At 63.9% G+C, this 14,565-nt stretch carries 14 protein-coding genes and 1 tRNA gene; all 15 read right to left on the reverse strand.

Features of this window, described 5'->3' with window-relative positions; genetic code table 11:
• Positions 1 to 2: 2 nt before the first annotated feature.
• The 15 genes from G3N93_RS03815 to pnp all read right to left on the reverse strand — a co-directional run bounded on the left by G3N93_RS03815 (position 3) and on the right by pnp (position 14,518).
• Positions 3 to 653, reverse strand: coding sequence for an NADH-quinone oxidoreductase subunit J (locus G3N93_RS03815; protein WP_011352694.1), 651 nt, complete (start codon positions 651 to 653; stop codon positions 3 to 5).
• A gap of 112 nt (positions 654 to 765) precedes the next feature.
• Entirely contained in the window at positions 766 to 1,254 is a 489-nt protein-coding gene (gene nuoI / locus G3N93_RS03820; RefSeq protein WP_011352695.1) for an NADH-quinone oxidoreductase subunit NuoI, read from the reverse strand.
• 12 nt (positions 1,255 to 1,266) lie between these two features.
• Positions 1,267 to 2,334: an NADH-quinone oxidoreductase subunit NuoH gene (gene nuoH, locus G3N93_RS03825; protein ID WP_011352696.1), complete on the reverse strand. Its 1,068-nt coding sequence runs from the start codon at positions 2,332 to 2,334 to the stop codon at positions 1,267 to 1,269.
• Positions 2,335 to 4,665, reverse strand: coding sequence for an NADH-quinone oxidoreductase subunit NuoG (gene nuoG / locus G3N93_RS03830; RefSeq protein WP_206132297.1), 2,331 nt, complete (start codon positions 4,663 to 4,665; stop codon positions 2,335 to 2,337). It abuts the gene before it with no gap.
• Between the two features lie 82 nt (positions 4,666 to 4,747).
• Positions 4,748 to 6,058, reverse strand: a complete 1,311-nt coding sequence (nuoF, locus tag G3N93_RS03835; RefSeq protein ID WP_006478267.1) for an NADH-quinone oxidoreductase subunit NuoF — start codon at positions 6,056 to 6,058, stop codon at positions 4,748 to 4,750.
• Complete coding sequence (gene nuoE, locus G3N93_RS03840) at positions 6,055 to 6,540, reverse strand: NADH-quinone oxidoreductase subunit NuoE (protein WP_006750460.1); 486 nt, start codon at positions 6,538 to 6,540, stop codon at positions 6,055 to 6,057. Before nuoE ends, nuoF begins: the two co-directional genes overlap by 4 nt.
• A gap of 171 nt (positions 6,541 to 6,711) precedes the next feature.
• Positions 6,712 to 7,965 carry an NADH-quinone oxidoreductase subunit D gene (locus G3N93_RS03845; RefSeq protein WP_043188847.1) on the reverse strand — a complete coding sequence of 418 codons (1,254 nt, stop codon included), beginning with the start codon at positions 7,963 to 7,965 and terminating at the stop codon, positions 6,712 to 6,714.
• Positions 7,966 to 7,974: 9 nt separating this feature from the next.
• Positions 7,975 to 8,577 (reverse strand): NADH-quinone oxidoreductase subunit C, encoded by a 603-nt coding sequence (locus G3N93_RS03850; protein ID WP_011352699.1) that lies wholly within the window; start codon positions 8,575 to 8,577, stop codon positions 7,975 to 7,977.
• Between the two features lie 21 nt (positions 8,578 to 8,598).
• Positions 8,599 to 9,078, reverse strand: coding sequence for an NADH-quinone oxidoreductase subunit B family protein (locus G3N93_RS03855; protein WP_006398799.1), 480 nt, complete (start codon positions 9,076 to 9,078; stop codon positions 8,599 to 8,601).
• 62 nt (positions 9,079 to 9,140) lie between these two features.
• The gene (locus G3N93_RS03860) at positions 9,141 to 9,500 is read right to left on the reverse strand and encodes an NADH-quinone oxidoreductase subunit A (protein ID WP_006398798.1); all 360 of its coding nucleotides are present in this window, start codon (positions 9,498 to 9,500) and stop codon (positions 9,141 to 9,143) included.
• 154 nt (positions 9,501 to 9,654) lie between these two features.
• Positions 9,655 to 9,739, reverse strand: a tRNA-Leu gene (locus G3N93_RS03865).
• 112 nt (positions 9,740 to 9,851) lie between these two features.
• The gene (gene secG, locus G3N93_RS03870) at positions 9,852 to 10,229 is read right to left on the reverse strand and encodes a preprotein translocase subunit SecG (RefSeq protein WP_174942874.1); all 378 of its coding nucleotides are present in this window, start codon (positions 10,227 to 10,229) and stop codon (positions 9,852 to 9,854) included.
• Between the two features lie 72 nt (positions 10,230 to 10,301).
• Positions 10,302 to 11,057, reverse strand: a complete 756-nt coding sequence (gene tpiA / locus G3N93_RS03875; protein ID WP_174942600.1) for a triose-phosphate isomerase — start codon at positions 11,055 to 11,057, stop codon at positions 10,302 to 10,304.
• A gap of 141 nt (positions 11,058 to 11,198) precedes the next feature.
• Positions 11,199 to 12,218 carry an NAD(P)H-quinone oxidoreductase gene (locus G3N93_RS03880; RefSeq protein ID WP_174942603.1) on the reverse strand — a complete coding sequence of 340 codons (1,020 nt, stop codon included), beginning with the start codon at positions 12,216 to 12,218 and terminating at the stop codon, positions 11,199 to 11,201.
• 152 nt (positions 12,219 to 12,370) lie between these two features.
• Positions 12,371 to 14,518, reverse strand: coding sequence for a polyribonucleotide nucleotidyltransferase (gene pnp, locus G3N93_RS03885; protein ID WP_174942605.1), 2,148 nt, complete (start codon positions 14,516 to 14,518; stop codon positions 12,371 to 12,373).
• Between the last annotated feature and the right edge of the window lie 47 nt (positions 14,519 to 14,565).

Below are 14,565 nucleotides of genomic sequence, written 5' to 3' on the forward strand. Positions count from 1 at the left end.
GCTTAGCCGTTGGTGCCCGAACCGGCTTCGCTCTGCGCCGCTTCCGGCTGCGGCTTTTCCGCTTCCATCTTCACGAGGCGCACGCGGTCATTGCGGCGCACCTTGACCTGATCCGACACGCGCTGGCGCTTGCTGTCCTTGCCCTTGCGCTCGGTCAGCCCGATCGCGGCAATGATCGCGACCAGCAGCACGAGGCCGGCAATTTCAAACGCGAAGATGTAGTCGGTGTAGATCACCTTGCCGATCAGGCGCGTGTTCGACCAGTTGGCCATCTCGCCCGTCGCCATCGCGTGCACGGTCTGCGTGTCGCCGTAGCCGCGCCACAGGATCAGCGCGGTTTCGATCACGATGATCGCGCCGACCACGGTCGCCATCGGGACGAAGCGCTTGAAGTCGCGGCGCAGGTAGTCGATGTTGATGTCCAGCATCATCACGACGAACAGGAACAGCACCATCACGGCGCCCACGTAGACCAGCACCAGCAGGATCGCGAGGAACTCCGCTTCCAGCAGCATCCAGATCGCGGCGGCGTTGAAGAACGCCAGCACAAGGAAAAGCGCAGACGCCACCGGGTTGCGCGAAGTGATCACCTTCAGCCCTGATACCACCAGGAGCAGCGCGAAGATGTAGAACAGTACGGTCGTGAATTCCATGATTACCGGTTCATCGTTAGGCCATAGTCAGGCGCGGCTTGCGGGACGCTCTCGCGTGCCGCACCCGTCGCGGCGGCTCGGCCCTGGCTTCGGGCCGGCACTGCAAACACAATCAACGATACGGCGCGTCGGCAGCCTTCGCCGCTGCGATGTCCTTCTCGTAGCGATCGCCCACCGCGAGCAGCATTTCCTTCGTGAAATACAGGTCGCCGCGCTTTTCGCCGTGGTACTCGAGAATCTGCGTCTCGACGATCGAATCGACCGGGCAGCTCTCTTCGCAGAAACCGCAGAAGATGCACTTCGTCAGGTCGATGTCGTAGCGCGTCGTGCGGCGCGTGTTGTCCGCGCGCGTTTCCGATTCGATCGTGATCGCCATCGCGGGGCACACGGCCTCGCACAGCTTGCACGCGATGCAGCGCTCTTCGCCGTTTTCGTAGCGGCGCAGCGCATGCAGCCCGCGGAAACGCGGCGAAATCGGCGTCTTTTCTTCCGGGAACTGCACGGTGACCTTGCGCTTGAACGTGTAACGGCCGGTCAGCGCGAGCCCCTGCAGGAGCTCGGTCAGGAAGAAGGTCTTAAAGAAGTGTTGGATTGCGCTCATGATTTCGTCCGATTACTTCACCCAGATGTTGAGCGGCGACATCATCCAGAAGCCGACCACGACCACCCAGACCACCGTGACGGGCAGGAACACCTTCCAGCCCAAGCGCATGATCTGGTCGTAACGGAAACGCGGGAACGTCGCGCGAACCCAGATGAACACCGACAGCAGCGCGAATATCTTCAGCACCAGCCAGAAGATGCCCGGAATGAACGACAGGAATTCGAACGGTGCATCCCAGCCGCCGAGGAACAGCGTCGCAGTCAGCGCCGAGATCACGATCATGTTGATGTACTCGGCGAGGAAGAACAGCGCGAACGCCATACCCGAGTAATCGATCATGTGACCGGCAACGATTTCCGACTCCCCTTCCACCACGTCGAACGGGTGGCGGTTCGTTTCGGCGATGCCCGAGATGAAGTACACGACGAACGCCGGCAGGAGCGGCAGCCAGTTCCACGACAGGAAGTTCACGCCGTGGCCGGCGAAGAAGCCGTGCTGCTGCGAACCGACGATTTCCGACAGGTTCAGGCTGCCGGCCGTCATCAGCACCAGCACCAGTGCGAAGCCCATCGAGATTTCGTACGACACCATCTGTGCCGCGGCGCGCATCGCGCCGAGGAACGCGTACTTCGAGTTCGATGCCCAGCCGGCAAGAATCACCGCGTACACGCCGATCGACGAGATCGCCATCGCGTACAGCAGGCCCGCGTTCACGTTCGCGAGGACCGCTTCGGCCTGGAACGGGATCACGGCCCACACGGCGAACGCCGGCACGACGGTCATGACCGGCGCGATCAGGTACAGCCAGCGGCTGGCGGCGCTCGGCTGAATGACTTCCTTCAGCAGCAGCTTCAGCACGTCGGCGATCGGCTGCAGCAAGCCGCCGGGGCCGACGCGGTTCGGGCCGAGACGCACGTGCATCCAGCCGATCAGCTTGCGTTCCCACAGAATCAGGTACGCGACGCACAGCAGGATGACGACGGAGACGACGAGGATGCGCACGATTGCCCACACCGTCGGCCATGCGAAGCCGAGAAGCTGGGACCCGCCCGCGTTGATCGTATCGAACAAGCTCATTTACGCCTTCTCCACCACCAGTTCACCGGACAGGCTACCGAGCGCTGCGCCGGCAGGCGTCGCCGCCGACACGCGAACGACGGTCTCCGCAAGATTCGCGTCGCGCACGGCCGGCAACTGCACCGCACGCTCGCCCTGGCGCACGCGCACCGCGTCGCCTTCCTTCAAGCCCAGCTTGTCGAACAGCGCGGCCGGCAGGGCTGCGGCATTCGCCGCCTTCGCGGCGGTCGTCAGGTGCAGTGCACCTGCGCGGCGCACGAGTGCGTCGGCGTGATAGATCGGCACATCGGCCAGGCGCTCGAAACCGCCGTTCGCGGCGTTCGCCGCGACGCGCACCGGCGCGACCGACGTCTGGTTCGACAGGCGGCCCGCGACGCCGGCATCGCCGAGCGCGGCGAGACGCACTTCTTCCGCAGTCTCGTATTCGAAGTTCGGCAGGCCGAGCAGGCTGCCGAGCACGCGCAGGACCTTCCAGCCCGGACGCGTGTCGCCGAGCGGGCGCACGACGCCGTTGAAGCTCTGCACGGTGCCTTCCGCATTCACGTACGTGCCGGCCGTTTCCGTGAACGGCGCAACCGGCAGCAGCACATCGGCGTAGTCGAGGCCGTGCTTGAACGGCGACATCACGACGACCATTTCCGCCTGGTTCAGCGCGGCAAGCGCCTGTGCCGGATCGGCGGTGTCGAATTCCGGTTCGACGTTCAGCAGCACGTAGCCCTTGCGCGGCTGCGCGAACGCTTCGCGTGCGTTCAGGCCGCCTTCGCCCGGCAGTGCGCCGACGACGTGCGCGCCGACCGTGTTCGCCGCTTCCGTCAGGAAGCCGAACGTGGCGCCGGTGTTGTCGGCGATCCACTTGGCGACGGCGTGCAGCTTGGCGAATTCCGGATGGCGGACCGCGACGTTGCCGAGCAGCACCGCGCGGCGTTCGCCGTGCGCGAGCGACTGGGCGACAGCCTGCGCGGCCGGCGATGCCGTGACGCCCGCGAGCGTGTCAGGCAGTGCGACGCCGCGCAGTTGCGCGACGGCCGCGGCGATACCGGCCAGCTGGTCGAGCCATGCCGACGGTGCAGCAACGATGCGCTGCGCGGTCGGGATCAGTGCGTCGTCACCGGTCGCGTGCAGGAAGTGCAGCTTCGCGCCGCTCTTCGCGGCCTGACGCAGGCGGGCGGCGAACAGCGGGTGGTCGCGGCGCAGGAACGAACCAACGACGAACGCGGCGTCCACGTTCGACAGGTCGGCGATCGGCATGCCGAGCCACGGTGCGCCCTGGACCGGCGCCGAGAAATCCTGCTGACGCAGACGGAAGTCGACGTTCGGCGTCTTCAGTTCGTTGGCGAGCTGCTTCACGAGGAACAGCTCTTCGGCCGTGCTGTGCGCGCTCGCGAGCATCGCCAGCGCGTTCGCGCCGTGATCCGCGGCGATGCCCTTCAGGCCCTTCGCGACGTATTCGAGTGCGGTCTGCCAGTCGGTTTCGATCCACTGGCCGCCCTGCTTCAGCATCGGCTTCGTCAGGCGCTCTTCGCTGTTGAGGCCTTCATACGAGAAGCGATCCTTGTCCGAGATCCAGCATTCGTTGATGGCTTCGTTCTCGAACGGCAGCACGCGCATCACGCGGTTGTTCTTCACTTGAACGACGAGGTTCGCGCCGACGGAATCGTGCGGGCTCACCGACTTGCGGCGCGACAGTTCCCACGTACGGGCGCTGTAGCGGAACGGCTTGCTGGTCAGCGCGCCGACCGGGCACAGGTCGATCATGTTGCCCGACATTTCGGAATCGACCGTCTTGCCGACGAACGTCGTGATTTCCGAGTGCTCGCCGCGGCCCAGCATGCCGAACTCCATCACGCCGGCGATTTCCTGACCGAAGCGGACGCAGCGCGTGCAGTGGATGCAACGCGACATTTCTTCCATCGAGATCAGCGGGCCCACATTCTTGTGGAACACCACGCGCTTCTCTTCCGCGTAACGCGACGACGACTTGCCGTAACCGACCGCCAGATCCTGCAGCTGGCATTCGCCGCCCTGATCGCAGATCGGGCAGTCGAGCGGGTGGTTGATGAGGAGGAATTCCATCACCGACTGCTGCGCCTTCACGGCCTTGTCGGATTGCGTATGGACGATCATGCCGGCCGACACGGGGGTCGCGCAGGCAGGCACGGCCTTCGGCATCTTCTCGACTTCGACGAGACACATCCGGCAGTTGGCCGCAACCGACAGTTTCTTGTGATAGCAGAAGTGAGGAATGTACTTGTCCGCCTTGTGCGCAGCCTGGATCACCATGCTGCCTTCGGGCACCTCGACCTTCTTGCCGTCTATTTCAAGTTCAACCATGATGGTGAATGGTCCTTAACCTATTTCCGCCCGTTCGCGCCTTCGCCCGACCGTGCGCTCAAATTCCGCAACCGGGTACGCTTCAGGCTGCCGCCGCGTGCGCGTGGCCGCCGACCATGCAGTGCTTGTGCTCGACGTGGTACGCGAATTCGTCCCAGTAGTGCTTGAGCATCCCGCGTACCGGCATCGCCGCCGCATCGCCGAGTGCACAGATCGTGCGGCCCATGATGTTCTCGGCAACCGAGTTCAGCAGGTCCAGATCTTCCTGGCGGCCTTCGCCATGCTCGATACGATTCACGACGCGATACAGCCAGCCGGTGCCTTCACGGCACGGCGTGCACTGGCCGCACGATTCCTCGTAGTAGAAGTACGACAGACGCAGCAGCGAGCGCACCATGCAGCGCGTCTCGTCCATCACGATCACCGCGCCGGAACCGAGCATCGAGCCCGCCTTCGCGATCGAATCGTAGTCGAGATCCGTCTGCATCATGATGTCGCCCGGGATCACCGGCGCCGACGAACCGCCCGGAATCACGGCCTTGATCTTCTTGCCGCCGCGCATCCCGCCGGCGAGCTCCATCAGCGTCGCGAACGGCGTGCCGAGCGGCACTTCATAGTTGCCCGGACGCTCGACGTCGCCCGACACCGAGAAAATCTTCGTGCCGCCGTTGTTCGGCTTGCCGATCTCGAGGTAATTCTGCGGCCCGATGGACAGCAGGAACGGCACCGCGGCGAACGTCTCGGTGTTGTTGATCGTGGTGGGCTTGCCGTACACGCCGAAGCTCGCCGGGAACGGCGGCTTGAAGCGCGGCTGGCCCTTCTTGCCTTCGAGCGACTCGAGCAGCGCCGTTTCTTCGCCGCAGATGTACGCGCCGTAACCGTGGTGCGCGTGCAGCTGGAACGAGAATTCCGAGCCCATGATGTTGTCGCCGAGGAACCCGGCAGCGCGCGCTTCATCGAGCGCGGCTTCGAAGCGTCGATACACTTCGAAGATTTCGCCGTGGATGTAGTTGTAGCCGACGGTGATGCCCATCGCGTATGCGCCGATGGCCATGCCTTCGATCAGCGCGTGCGGGTTCCAGCGCAGGATGTCGCGATCCTTGAACGTGCCCGGCTCGCCTTCGTCCGAGTTGCAGACGAGGTACTTCTGCCCCGGGAACTGACGCGGCATGAAGCTCCACTTCAGGCCGGTCGGGAAGCCCGCACCGCCACGGCCACGCAGGCCCGACGCCTTGACGTCGGCGATCACCTGCTCGGGCGGAATCTTTTCTTCGAGAATGCGGCGCAGCTGCTTGTAGCCGCCGCGCGCAACGTAATCTTCGAGATGCCAGTTCTCGCCGTTCAGACCAGCGAGGATCAGCGGTTTGATGTGACGGTCGTGGAGGGACGTCATTTCGAGAGCTCCTCAAGCAGCTGGTCGATCTTCTCGCGGCTCATGAAGCTGCACATTCTGTGATTGTTCACCAGCAGCACCGGCGCATCGCCGCACGAGCCCATGCATTCGCCTTCCTTCAGCGTGAACTTGCCGTCGGGCGTGGTCTCGCCGAAGCCGATGCCGAGCTTCTGTTTCAGGTAGTCGGCAGTCGCTTCCGCGCCACCGTCCGGGCCGAGCTGGCACGGCAGGTTCGTGCAGAGCGTGATCTTGTGCTTGCCGACCGGGTTGAGCTCGTACATCGTGTAGAACGTCGCGACTTCCTGCACGGCAACGGCCGGCATGCCGAGATAGTCCGCGACGAACTGCATCAGTTCGGGCGACAGCCAGCCGTGCTCTTCCTGAGCAACGGCCAACGCCGACATCACGGCGGACTGTTTCTGATCGGCGGGATACTTCGTCAACGCTCGATCGATTTCCTTCAGGCCTTCAGCTGAGATCATTTTCAGACACGACTCTTTCAATTCCTACCGAACGAACAACCTGCCGCACACTGGGGTGCATGGACGGCAGACCTGGCGCTCACTGTTGACAGCTTGCGAAGCCGCGCCGGTTCAGCGCGCATCGCGTGTGACTTGCTGCTCGCCGCCCGCTCGGGCGGGCGGCGCTAACCATTAGCGATCGATTTCGCCGAACACGATGTCCTGCGTACCGATGATCGTGACGGCGTCGGCGATCATGTGACCGCGCGCCATTTCGTCGAGCGACGCCAGGTGCGCGAAACCCGGTGCGCGAATCTTGAGGCGATACGGCTTGTTCGCACCATCCGACACGAGGTAGATGCCGAACTCACCCTTCGGATGCTCGACCGCCGCGTACGCTTCGCCTTCCGGCACATGGAAACCTTCGGTGAAGAGCTTGAAGTGGTGAATCAAGTCTTCCATGTTGGTCTTCATGCCGACGCGCGACGGCGGGGCAACCTTGTGATTGTCCGTCATCACCGGGCCCTGATTCTTGCGGAGCCACTCAATACACTGTTTCGCGATGCGGATCGACTGGCGCATTTCTTCGACACGCACCAGATAGCGGTCGTAGCAATCGCCGTTCACGCCGACCGGCACGTCGAAATCCATGCGATCGTACACTTCGTACGGTTGCTTCTTGCGCAGATCCCAGGCGATGCCCGAACCGCGCAGCATCGGGCCCGTCAGGCCCATCTGCAGCGCACGTTCCGGGCTGACCACGCCGATCCCGACCAGACGCTGCTTCCAGATCCGGTTGTCGGTGAGCAGCGTTTCGTATTCGTCGACGCACTTCGGGAAGCGCGTGAAGAAGTCGTCGATGAAGTCGAGCACCGAGCCGCTGCGCGCTTCGTTCATCTTCGCGAGCGCCTTCTCGTTGCGAATCTTCGACGCCTTGTATTGCGGCATTGCGTCAGGCAGGTCGCGGTAGACGCCGCCCGGACGGTAGTACGCCGCGTGCATCCGGGCGCCGGACACCGCTTCGTACACGTCCATCAGGTCTTCGCGTTCGCGGAATGCGTACAGGAACACGGCCATCGCGCCGACGTCGAGTGCGTGTGCGCCGATCCACATCAGGTGGTTCAGCACGCGCGTGATCTCGTCGAACAGCACGCGGATGTACTGCGCGCGCTCAGGCACTTCGATGCCGAGCAGCTTTTCGATCGCGAGCACGTAGCCGTGCTCGTTGACCATCATCGACACGTAGTCGAGACGGTCCATGTACGGCACGGACTGGATGAACGTTTTGGATTCCGCGAGCTTTTCCGTCGCGCGGTGCAGCAGGCCGATGTGCGGATCGGCACGCTGGATGACTTCGCCGTCGAGCTCGAGCACGAGGCGCAGCACGCCGTGCGCTGCCGGGTGCTGCGGGCCGAAGTTGAGCGTGTAGTTCTTGATTTCTGCCATGACGCCCCCTTAATGTTTCAGACCGCCATAGCGATCCTCGCGGATCACGCGCGGCGTGATTTCGCGCGGCTCGATCGTCACCGGCTGGTACACGACCCGCTTCTCTTCCGGGTCGTAACGCATTTCGACATAGCCCGACACCGGGAAGTCCTTGCGGAACGGGTGGCCGATGAAGCCGTAGTCGGTGAGGATGCGGCGCAGGTCGGGGTGGCCTTCGAACACGATGCCGTACAGGTCGAACGCTTCGCGCTCGTACCAGTTCGCGGAGGTCCAGATGTCGACCAGCGACGCCACGATCGGCAGGTCGTCGTCCGGCGCGAATGCGCGCAGGCGCAGGCGCCAGTTGTTCGTGACCGACAGCAGGTGCGACACGGCCGCGAAACGCGGGCCGTCGTAGGCGCCATCGCCGAAGGTCTGGTAGTCGACGCCGCACAGGTCGAGCAGCTGCTCGAAACGGAGCTTCGGATCGTCGCGCAGCATCTTTGCGACTTCGAGGTAATCGCTCGCCTTCACGACGAGCGTCAGTTCACCGATCGCTTCGGTGAGGCTCACCACGCGCGCGCCGAGCGCGGCTTCGAGGTTTGCCTTGAGGGTCTCGATTTTGCTTGCCATATTGAGGGGACGCTCGGGGCTTTATTGACGGGCGATGGTATTGGTGCGGCGGATCTTCGCCTGAAGCTGGATCACGCCGTAGACCAGCGCCTCGGCTGTGGGCGGACAGCCCGGCACGTAGACGTCGACCGGCACGATCCGGTCGCAGCCGCGGACCACCGAGTACGAGTAGTGGTAGTAGCCACCGCCGTTCGCGCACGATCCCATCGAGATCACCCAGCGCGGCTCGGCCATCTGGTCGTACACGCGGCGCAGCGCGGGCGCCATCTTGTTGCAGAGCGTGCCAGCGACGATCATCACGTCCGACTGACGCGGGCTCGGACGGAACACGACGCCGAACCGGTCCAGGTCATAACGGGCTGCGCCCGCATGCATCATTTCGACGGCGCAACACGCGAGCCCGAACGTCATCGGCCACAGCGAGCCGGTACGCGTCCAGTTGATCAGCTTGTCAGCCGTCGTGGTGACAAACCCTTCCTTCAAGACCCCTTCGATACTCATTTGCTTTCCACTCCAGACGAGCGACCGAGCGTGGCCGCCCATGCAAACCGGCGATTAACCCATCACTCCCAGTCGAGGCCGCCTTTCTTCCAGATATAGGCAAAGCCCAGCAGGAATTCGAGCAGAAAAATCATCATTGCGATGAAACCCGGCCAGCCGATATCCCGGAGCGCGACGCCCCACGGAAACAGGAATGCGGTTTCGAGATCGAAGATGATGAACAGGATGGCGACGAGGTAGTACCGGACGTCGAATTTCATCCGGGCGTCTTCAAAGGCTTCGAAGCCGCACTCGTACGGTGCGTTCTTCTCGACGTCCGGCTTGTTGGGACCAAGGAGCTTGCCGATGCTGACCAGCGCTATACCTAAACCAGTGCCCACGAGGAGGAACAACAAGACGGGGTAATAGGCTGCGAGGTTCAAGGCAATCCTCTATCGGTTGGTTCTGAGCGTCCGGAGAATACCACTATCCGGCGGAAGGGATCATTTCGGAGTGCATGCGATCGCAAGACAACCGCAAGCACACTCCAGAAATGAAAAATGCCAGCCACTAGAAGCGGCTGGCATTGAGTAACTTTGGTGCCGACGGCGAGACTCGAACTCGCACAGCTTTCGCCACTACCCCCTCAAGATAGCGTGTCTACCAATTTCACCACGTCGGCACTGCATGCAACCGGGGCTGTAACTACTTGTTTCCCGCGAATCGCTTCAAGAATTAAATTCTAACCCGACTTCCAGAATTGTTCAACGCACAAACGCAAAAAATTTAACTTTTTATTTCGGGACGTCCTGGCCCGGCGCGCTTGCAGCCGAACCCGCGGCAGCGGATGCGGCGACAGCCGGCACCGATGCTGCAGGCGCCGATGCCGGTGCGGTCGCAACCCCACCCAGCACGCCCGCCGACGGCGTCGACTTGTACGAACCGAGGTACGTCAGCGCGAGCGTCGCGACGAAGAAGATCGTCGCGAGAATGCCCGTCGTACGCGACAGGAAGTTCGCCGAGCCCGTTGCACCGAACAGGCTGCCCGACGCGCCGCTGCCGAACGCAGCGCCCATGTCGGCACCCTTGCCGTGCTGCAGCAGCACGAGACCAATCACACCGAGTGCAGACAGCACCTGCACCACAATAATCAGCGTCTTGAATAACAGCATCACACCCACCCGAATGGATCAGGCGACCGGAACAACCGGCCACCGTCATGGTTCAATTCGATCGCAGACCGCTCAACGCGCGGCCCGGCAGATCGCCAGGAAATCTTCCGCCTTCAGCGACGCGCCGCCGATCAGGCCACCGTCGATGTCCGGCTGCGCAAACAGCTCTTCCGCGTTGTCCGGCTTCACGCTGCCGCCGTACAACACGGACACGTCCGCCGCACCCTTTGCCGCGAGACGCGCACGCAGGAACGCGTGCACGTCCTGTGCCTGCGCCGACGTCGCGCTCTTGCCCGTACCGATCGCCCAGACCGGCTCGTATGCGACGACGATTTGCGCCGCCTCGTCAGCCGTCAGCACGGCCAGTACTGCGTCGAGCTGCGCACCGACCACCTGCTCGGTCGCACCCGACTCGCGCTCGTCGAGCGTCTCGCCGACACACACGACAGGCGTGAGCCCTGCCGCGAGCGCGCGCTGCGTCTTCGCAGCGACCGTCTCGTTGCGTTCGCCGTGATACGCGCGGCGCTCCGAGTGACCGACGATCGCATAGCGTGCGCCGAACTCGGCGACCATCGCGGCCGCCACTTCACCGGTGAACGCGCCCTGCTCGTGCGCCGACACGTCCTGCGAGCCCCAGGCGACACGGCTGCCGTCGAGCTGCGCCTGAACCTGCGCGAGATACGGGAACGGCACGCACACGCCGACCGACGTTTCGGCCGCCACCGCGCCCGCGCCCTGCACCACTTCGTTCAGCAACGCCTGGTTGCCGGCCAGCCGGCCGTGCATCTTCCAGTTGCCGATCACACGCTTAGTTCTCTGTTTCGACATCGTGTCTGTCTCGTCACCGCTTGGTCATTAACGTGCCGGAAACCGGCCGTCAGGTTTGATCTGGCGAAGCAAACCGGCGATTTTACTGCGCGCGGCTTGAACCGGTCAAACCGCGCATGTCAAGCCCGGTCGCACGGGCCGTCAGGCGTTCGTACCCCAATCAAGCACGATCTTGCCGGTGTGCTCGCTGCTTTCCATCAGCGCGTGCGCCTGCGCAGCGTCCGCAGCTGGCAATACGCGATAGATCACCGGCTTGATGCGGCCGTCGGCAAGCAGCGGCCACACGCGCGACTTCAGCTGCGCGGCGATCTGCGCCTTGAACTCCACCGGACGCGGGCGCAGCGTCGAACCCGTGATCGTCAGCCGACGACGCAGGATCTCGCCCAGGTTGACGTCGGCCTTCGCACCGCCGAGCAACGCGATCAGCACGAGACGGCCGCCATCCGCGAGCGCGGACAGCTCGCGCGGCACGTACGAACCCGCCACCATGTCAAGGATCACGTCGACGCCGCGATCGTGCGTCAGCGACTTCACGACCTCGACGAAATCTTCCGTCTTGTAGTTGATCGCGCGTTCGGCGCCGAGCGCCTCGCACGCGCGGCATTTATCGGCCGTGCCGGCCGTCGCGAACACGCGAAAGCCGAGCGCATGCGCGATCTGGATCGCCGTCACGCCGATGCCGCTCGAGCCGCCCTGCACGAGCAGCGTTTCCTGCTCGCCGCCCTCGCCCGCGCCGAGCTGCGCACGGTCGAACACGTTGCTCCACACCGTGAAAAACGTTTCGGGCAGCGACGCGGCCTCGATATCGGTGAGCCCGTCGGGCACCGGCAGGCATTGCGGCAGCGGTGCGACCGCGTACTCCGCATAGCCACCGCCTGCGAGCAGCGCGCACACGCGATCGCCGAGCTTCAGGCCGAACGGGTTCAGCGCAGCGTCCGACAGGTCGCCGCCAATGATCTCGCCCGCAACCTCGAGGCCCGGCAGATCCGACGCACCCGGCGGCGGCGCATACGCACCCTTGCGCTGGAACACGTCGGGCCGGTTCACGCCGGAAGCCGCCACCTTGATCAGCACTTCGCCGCGCTTCGGTTCGGGGCGCGGACGCTCCGCAAGCTTCAGCACGTCGGGGGCACCGAATTCGGTGATTTCGATGGCTTTCATGGTGATGGTCGCTCCAGGATCAGGATCGGAATCGGATGGCGCGCCCGCGCGCGGCATGGACGCCCGGCCGGCGCTGCTGCGCCGCACAACGATGCTACAGAAAAAACGGCCGGCACGCTTTCGCACTGCCGGCCGTTGGTCCGCCTGCCCGCTTACTGCTGCGGCGGCGTGTCCGACTGCGACGCCGCCGCTGCTTCATTCAGCAGCGCCTTCGCCGACAGACGCACGCGACCCTTTTCGTCCGTCTGGATGACCTTGACCTTCACTTGCTGGCCTTCCTTCAGGTAGTCGTTGATGTCCTTCACACGCTCGTTGACGATTTCCGAGATGTGCAGCAGGCCATCCTTGCCCGGCAGCAGGTTCACGATCGCGCCGAAATCGAGCAGCTTCAGAACCGTGCCTTCGTACACCTGGCCGACTTCGATTTCGGCCGTGATGTTCTCGATACGCTTCTTCGCTTCGGCCATGCCGTCGCTGTTCGTGCTTGCGATCGTCACGACGCCGTCGTCGGAGATGTCGATGGTCGTGCCGGTTTCTTCCGTCAGCGCGCGGATCACCGAACCACCCTTGCCGATCACGTCGCGGATCTTTTCCGGGTTGATCTTGATCGTGATCATGCGCGGCGCGAATTCCGACAGTTGCGTGTTCGCACCCGAGACTGCCGACGTCATCTTGCCGAGGATGTGCATGCGGCCTTCCTTCGCCTGCGCGAGCGCGACCTGCATGATTTCCTTCGTGATGCCCTGGATCTTGATGTCCATCTGCAGTGCCGTCACGCCTTGTTCCGTGCCGGCCACCTTGAAGTCCATGTCGCCGAGGTGATCTTCGTCGCCGAGGATGTCGGTCAGCACCGCGAACTTGTTGCCTTCGAGGATCAGGCCCATCGCGATACCCGCGACGTGTGCCTTCATCGGCACGCCGGCGTCCATCAGCGCGAGGCAGCCGCCGCACACCGATGCCATCGACGACGAACCGTTCGATTCGGTGATTTCCGACACGACGCGGATCGAGTAGCCGAATTCGTCGGCACTCGGCAGGCACTTGACCAGCGCGCGCTTCGCGAGGCGGCCGTGGCCGATTTCGCGGCGCTTCGGCGAGCCGACGCGGCCCGTTTCGCCGGTCGCGAACGGGGGCATGTTGTAGTGGAGCATGAAGCGCTCGCGGTACTCGCCTTCGAGCGCGTCGATGATCTGCTCGTCACCCTTCGTGCCGAGCGTCGCGACGACCAGCGCCTGCGTCTCGCCGCGCGTGAACAGCGCCGAGCCGTGGGTACGCGGCAGCACGCCGGTGCGGATTTCGATCGGGCGCACGGTGCGCGTGTCGCGGCCGTCGATGCGCGGCTCGCCGTTCAGGATCTGCGAACGGACGATCTTGGCTTCGATGTCGAACAGCACGTTGCCGACCGTTGCCTTGTCGGCTGCGACCGTACCGGCTGCCTGCGCATCTTCCTCGAGCTTCGACGAGGTTGCTGCGTAGACTTCCTTCAGCTTCGTCGAGCGTGCCTGCTTGTCGCGGAGCTGGTAAGCAGCGAGCAGGTCGTTCTGTGCCAGCTCGGTCACACGCGCGATCAGCGCTTCGTTCTTCGGTGCCGGCTGCCAGTCCCACTCGGGCTTGCCGCCTTCGCGCACCAGTTCGTGGATCGCGTCGATCGCGACCTGCATTTGCTCGTGGCCGAACACCACGGCGCCCAGCATCACGTCTTCCGACAGTTGATCGGCTTCCGATTCGACCATCAGCACGGCACGTTCCGTACCTGCGACGACGAGGTCGAGGCTCGACGCCTTGATCTGGTCACGCGTCGGGTTCAGCACGTACGCGTTGTCGATGTAGGCCACGCGTGCGGCACCGACCGGGCCGTTGAACGGCAGGCCCGACACGGCGAGCGCAGCCGATGCGCCGATCAGCGCGGGGATGTCCGCCGGGATTTCCGGGTTCACGGACAGCACGTGGATCACGACCTGGACTTCGTTGTAGAAGCCTTCCGGGAACAGCGGGCGCAGCGGACGGTCGATCAGGCGCGACGTCAGCGTCTCGTGTTCCGACGGACGACCTTCGCGACGGAAGAAGCCGCCCGGGATCTTGCCGGCCGAGTAGGTCTTCTCGAGGTAGTCGACGGTCAGCGGGAAGAAATCCTGACCCGGCTTCGCCGACTTCGCGCCGACGACGGTTGCCAGCACGACGGTGTCTTCGACGTCGACGATCACGGCGCCGCTTGCCTGGCGAGCGACTTCACCGGTTTCGAGGCGCACCTTGTGCTGGCCCCACTGGAATTCCTTCACGACCTTGTTGAACATGGACATGGTTGCTCCTTTGAATTCATGCATTTCATTCGCCGCGCCGGCCATCC

Source organism: Burkholderia sp. Se-20378 (genome assembly GCF_017104665.1).
Lineage (GTDB): Bacteria > Pseudomonadota > Gammaproteobacteria > Burkholderiales > Burkholderiaceae > Burkholderia > Burkholderia lata.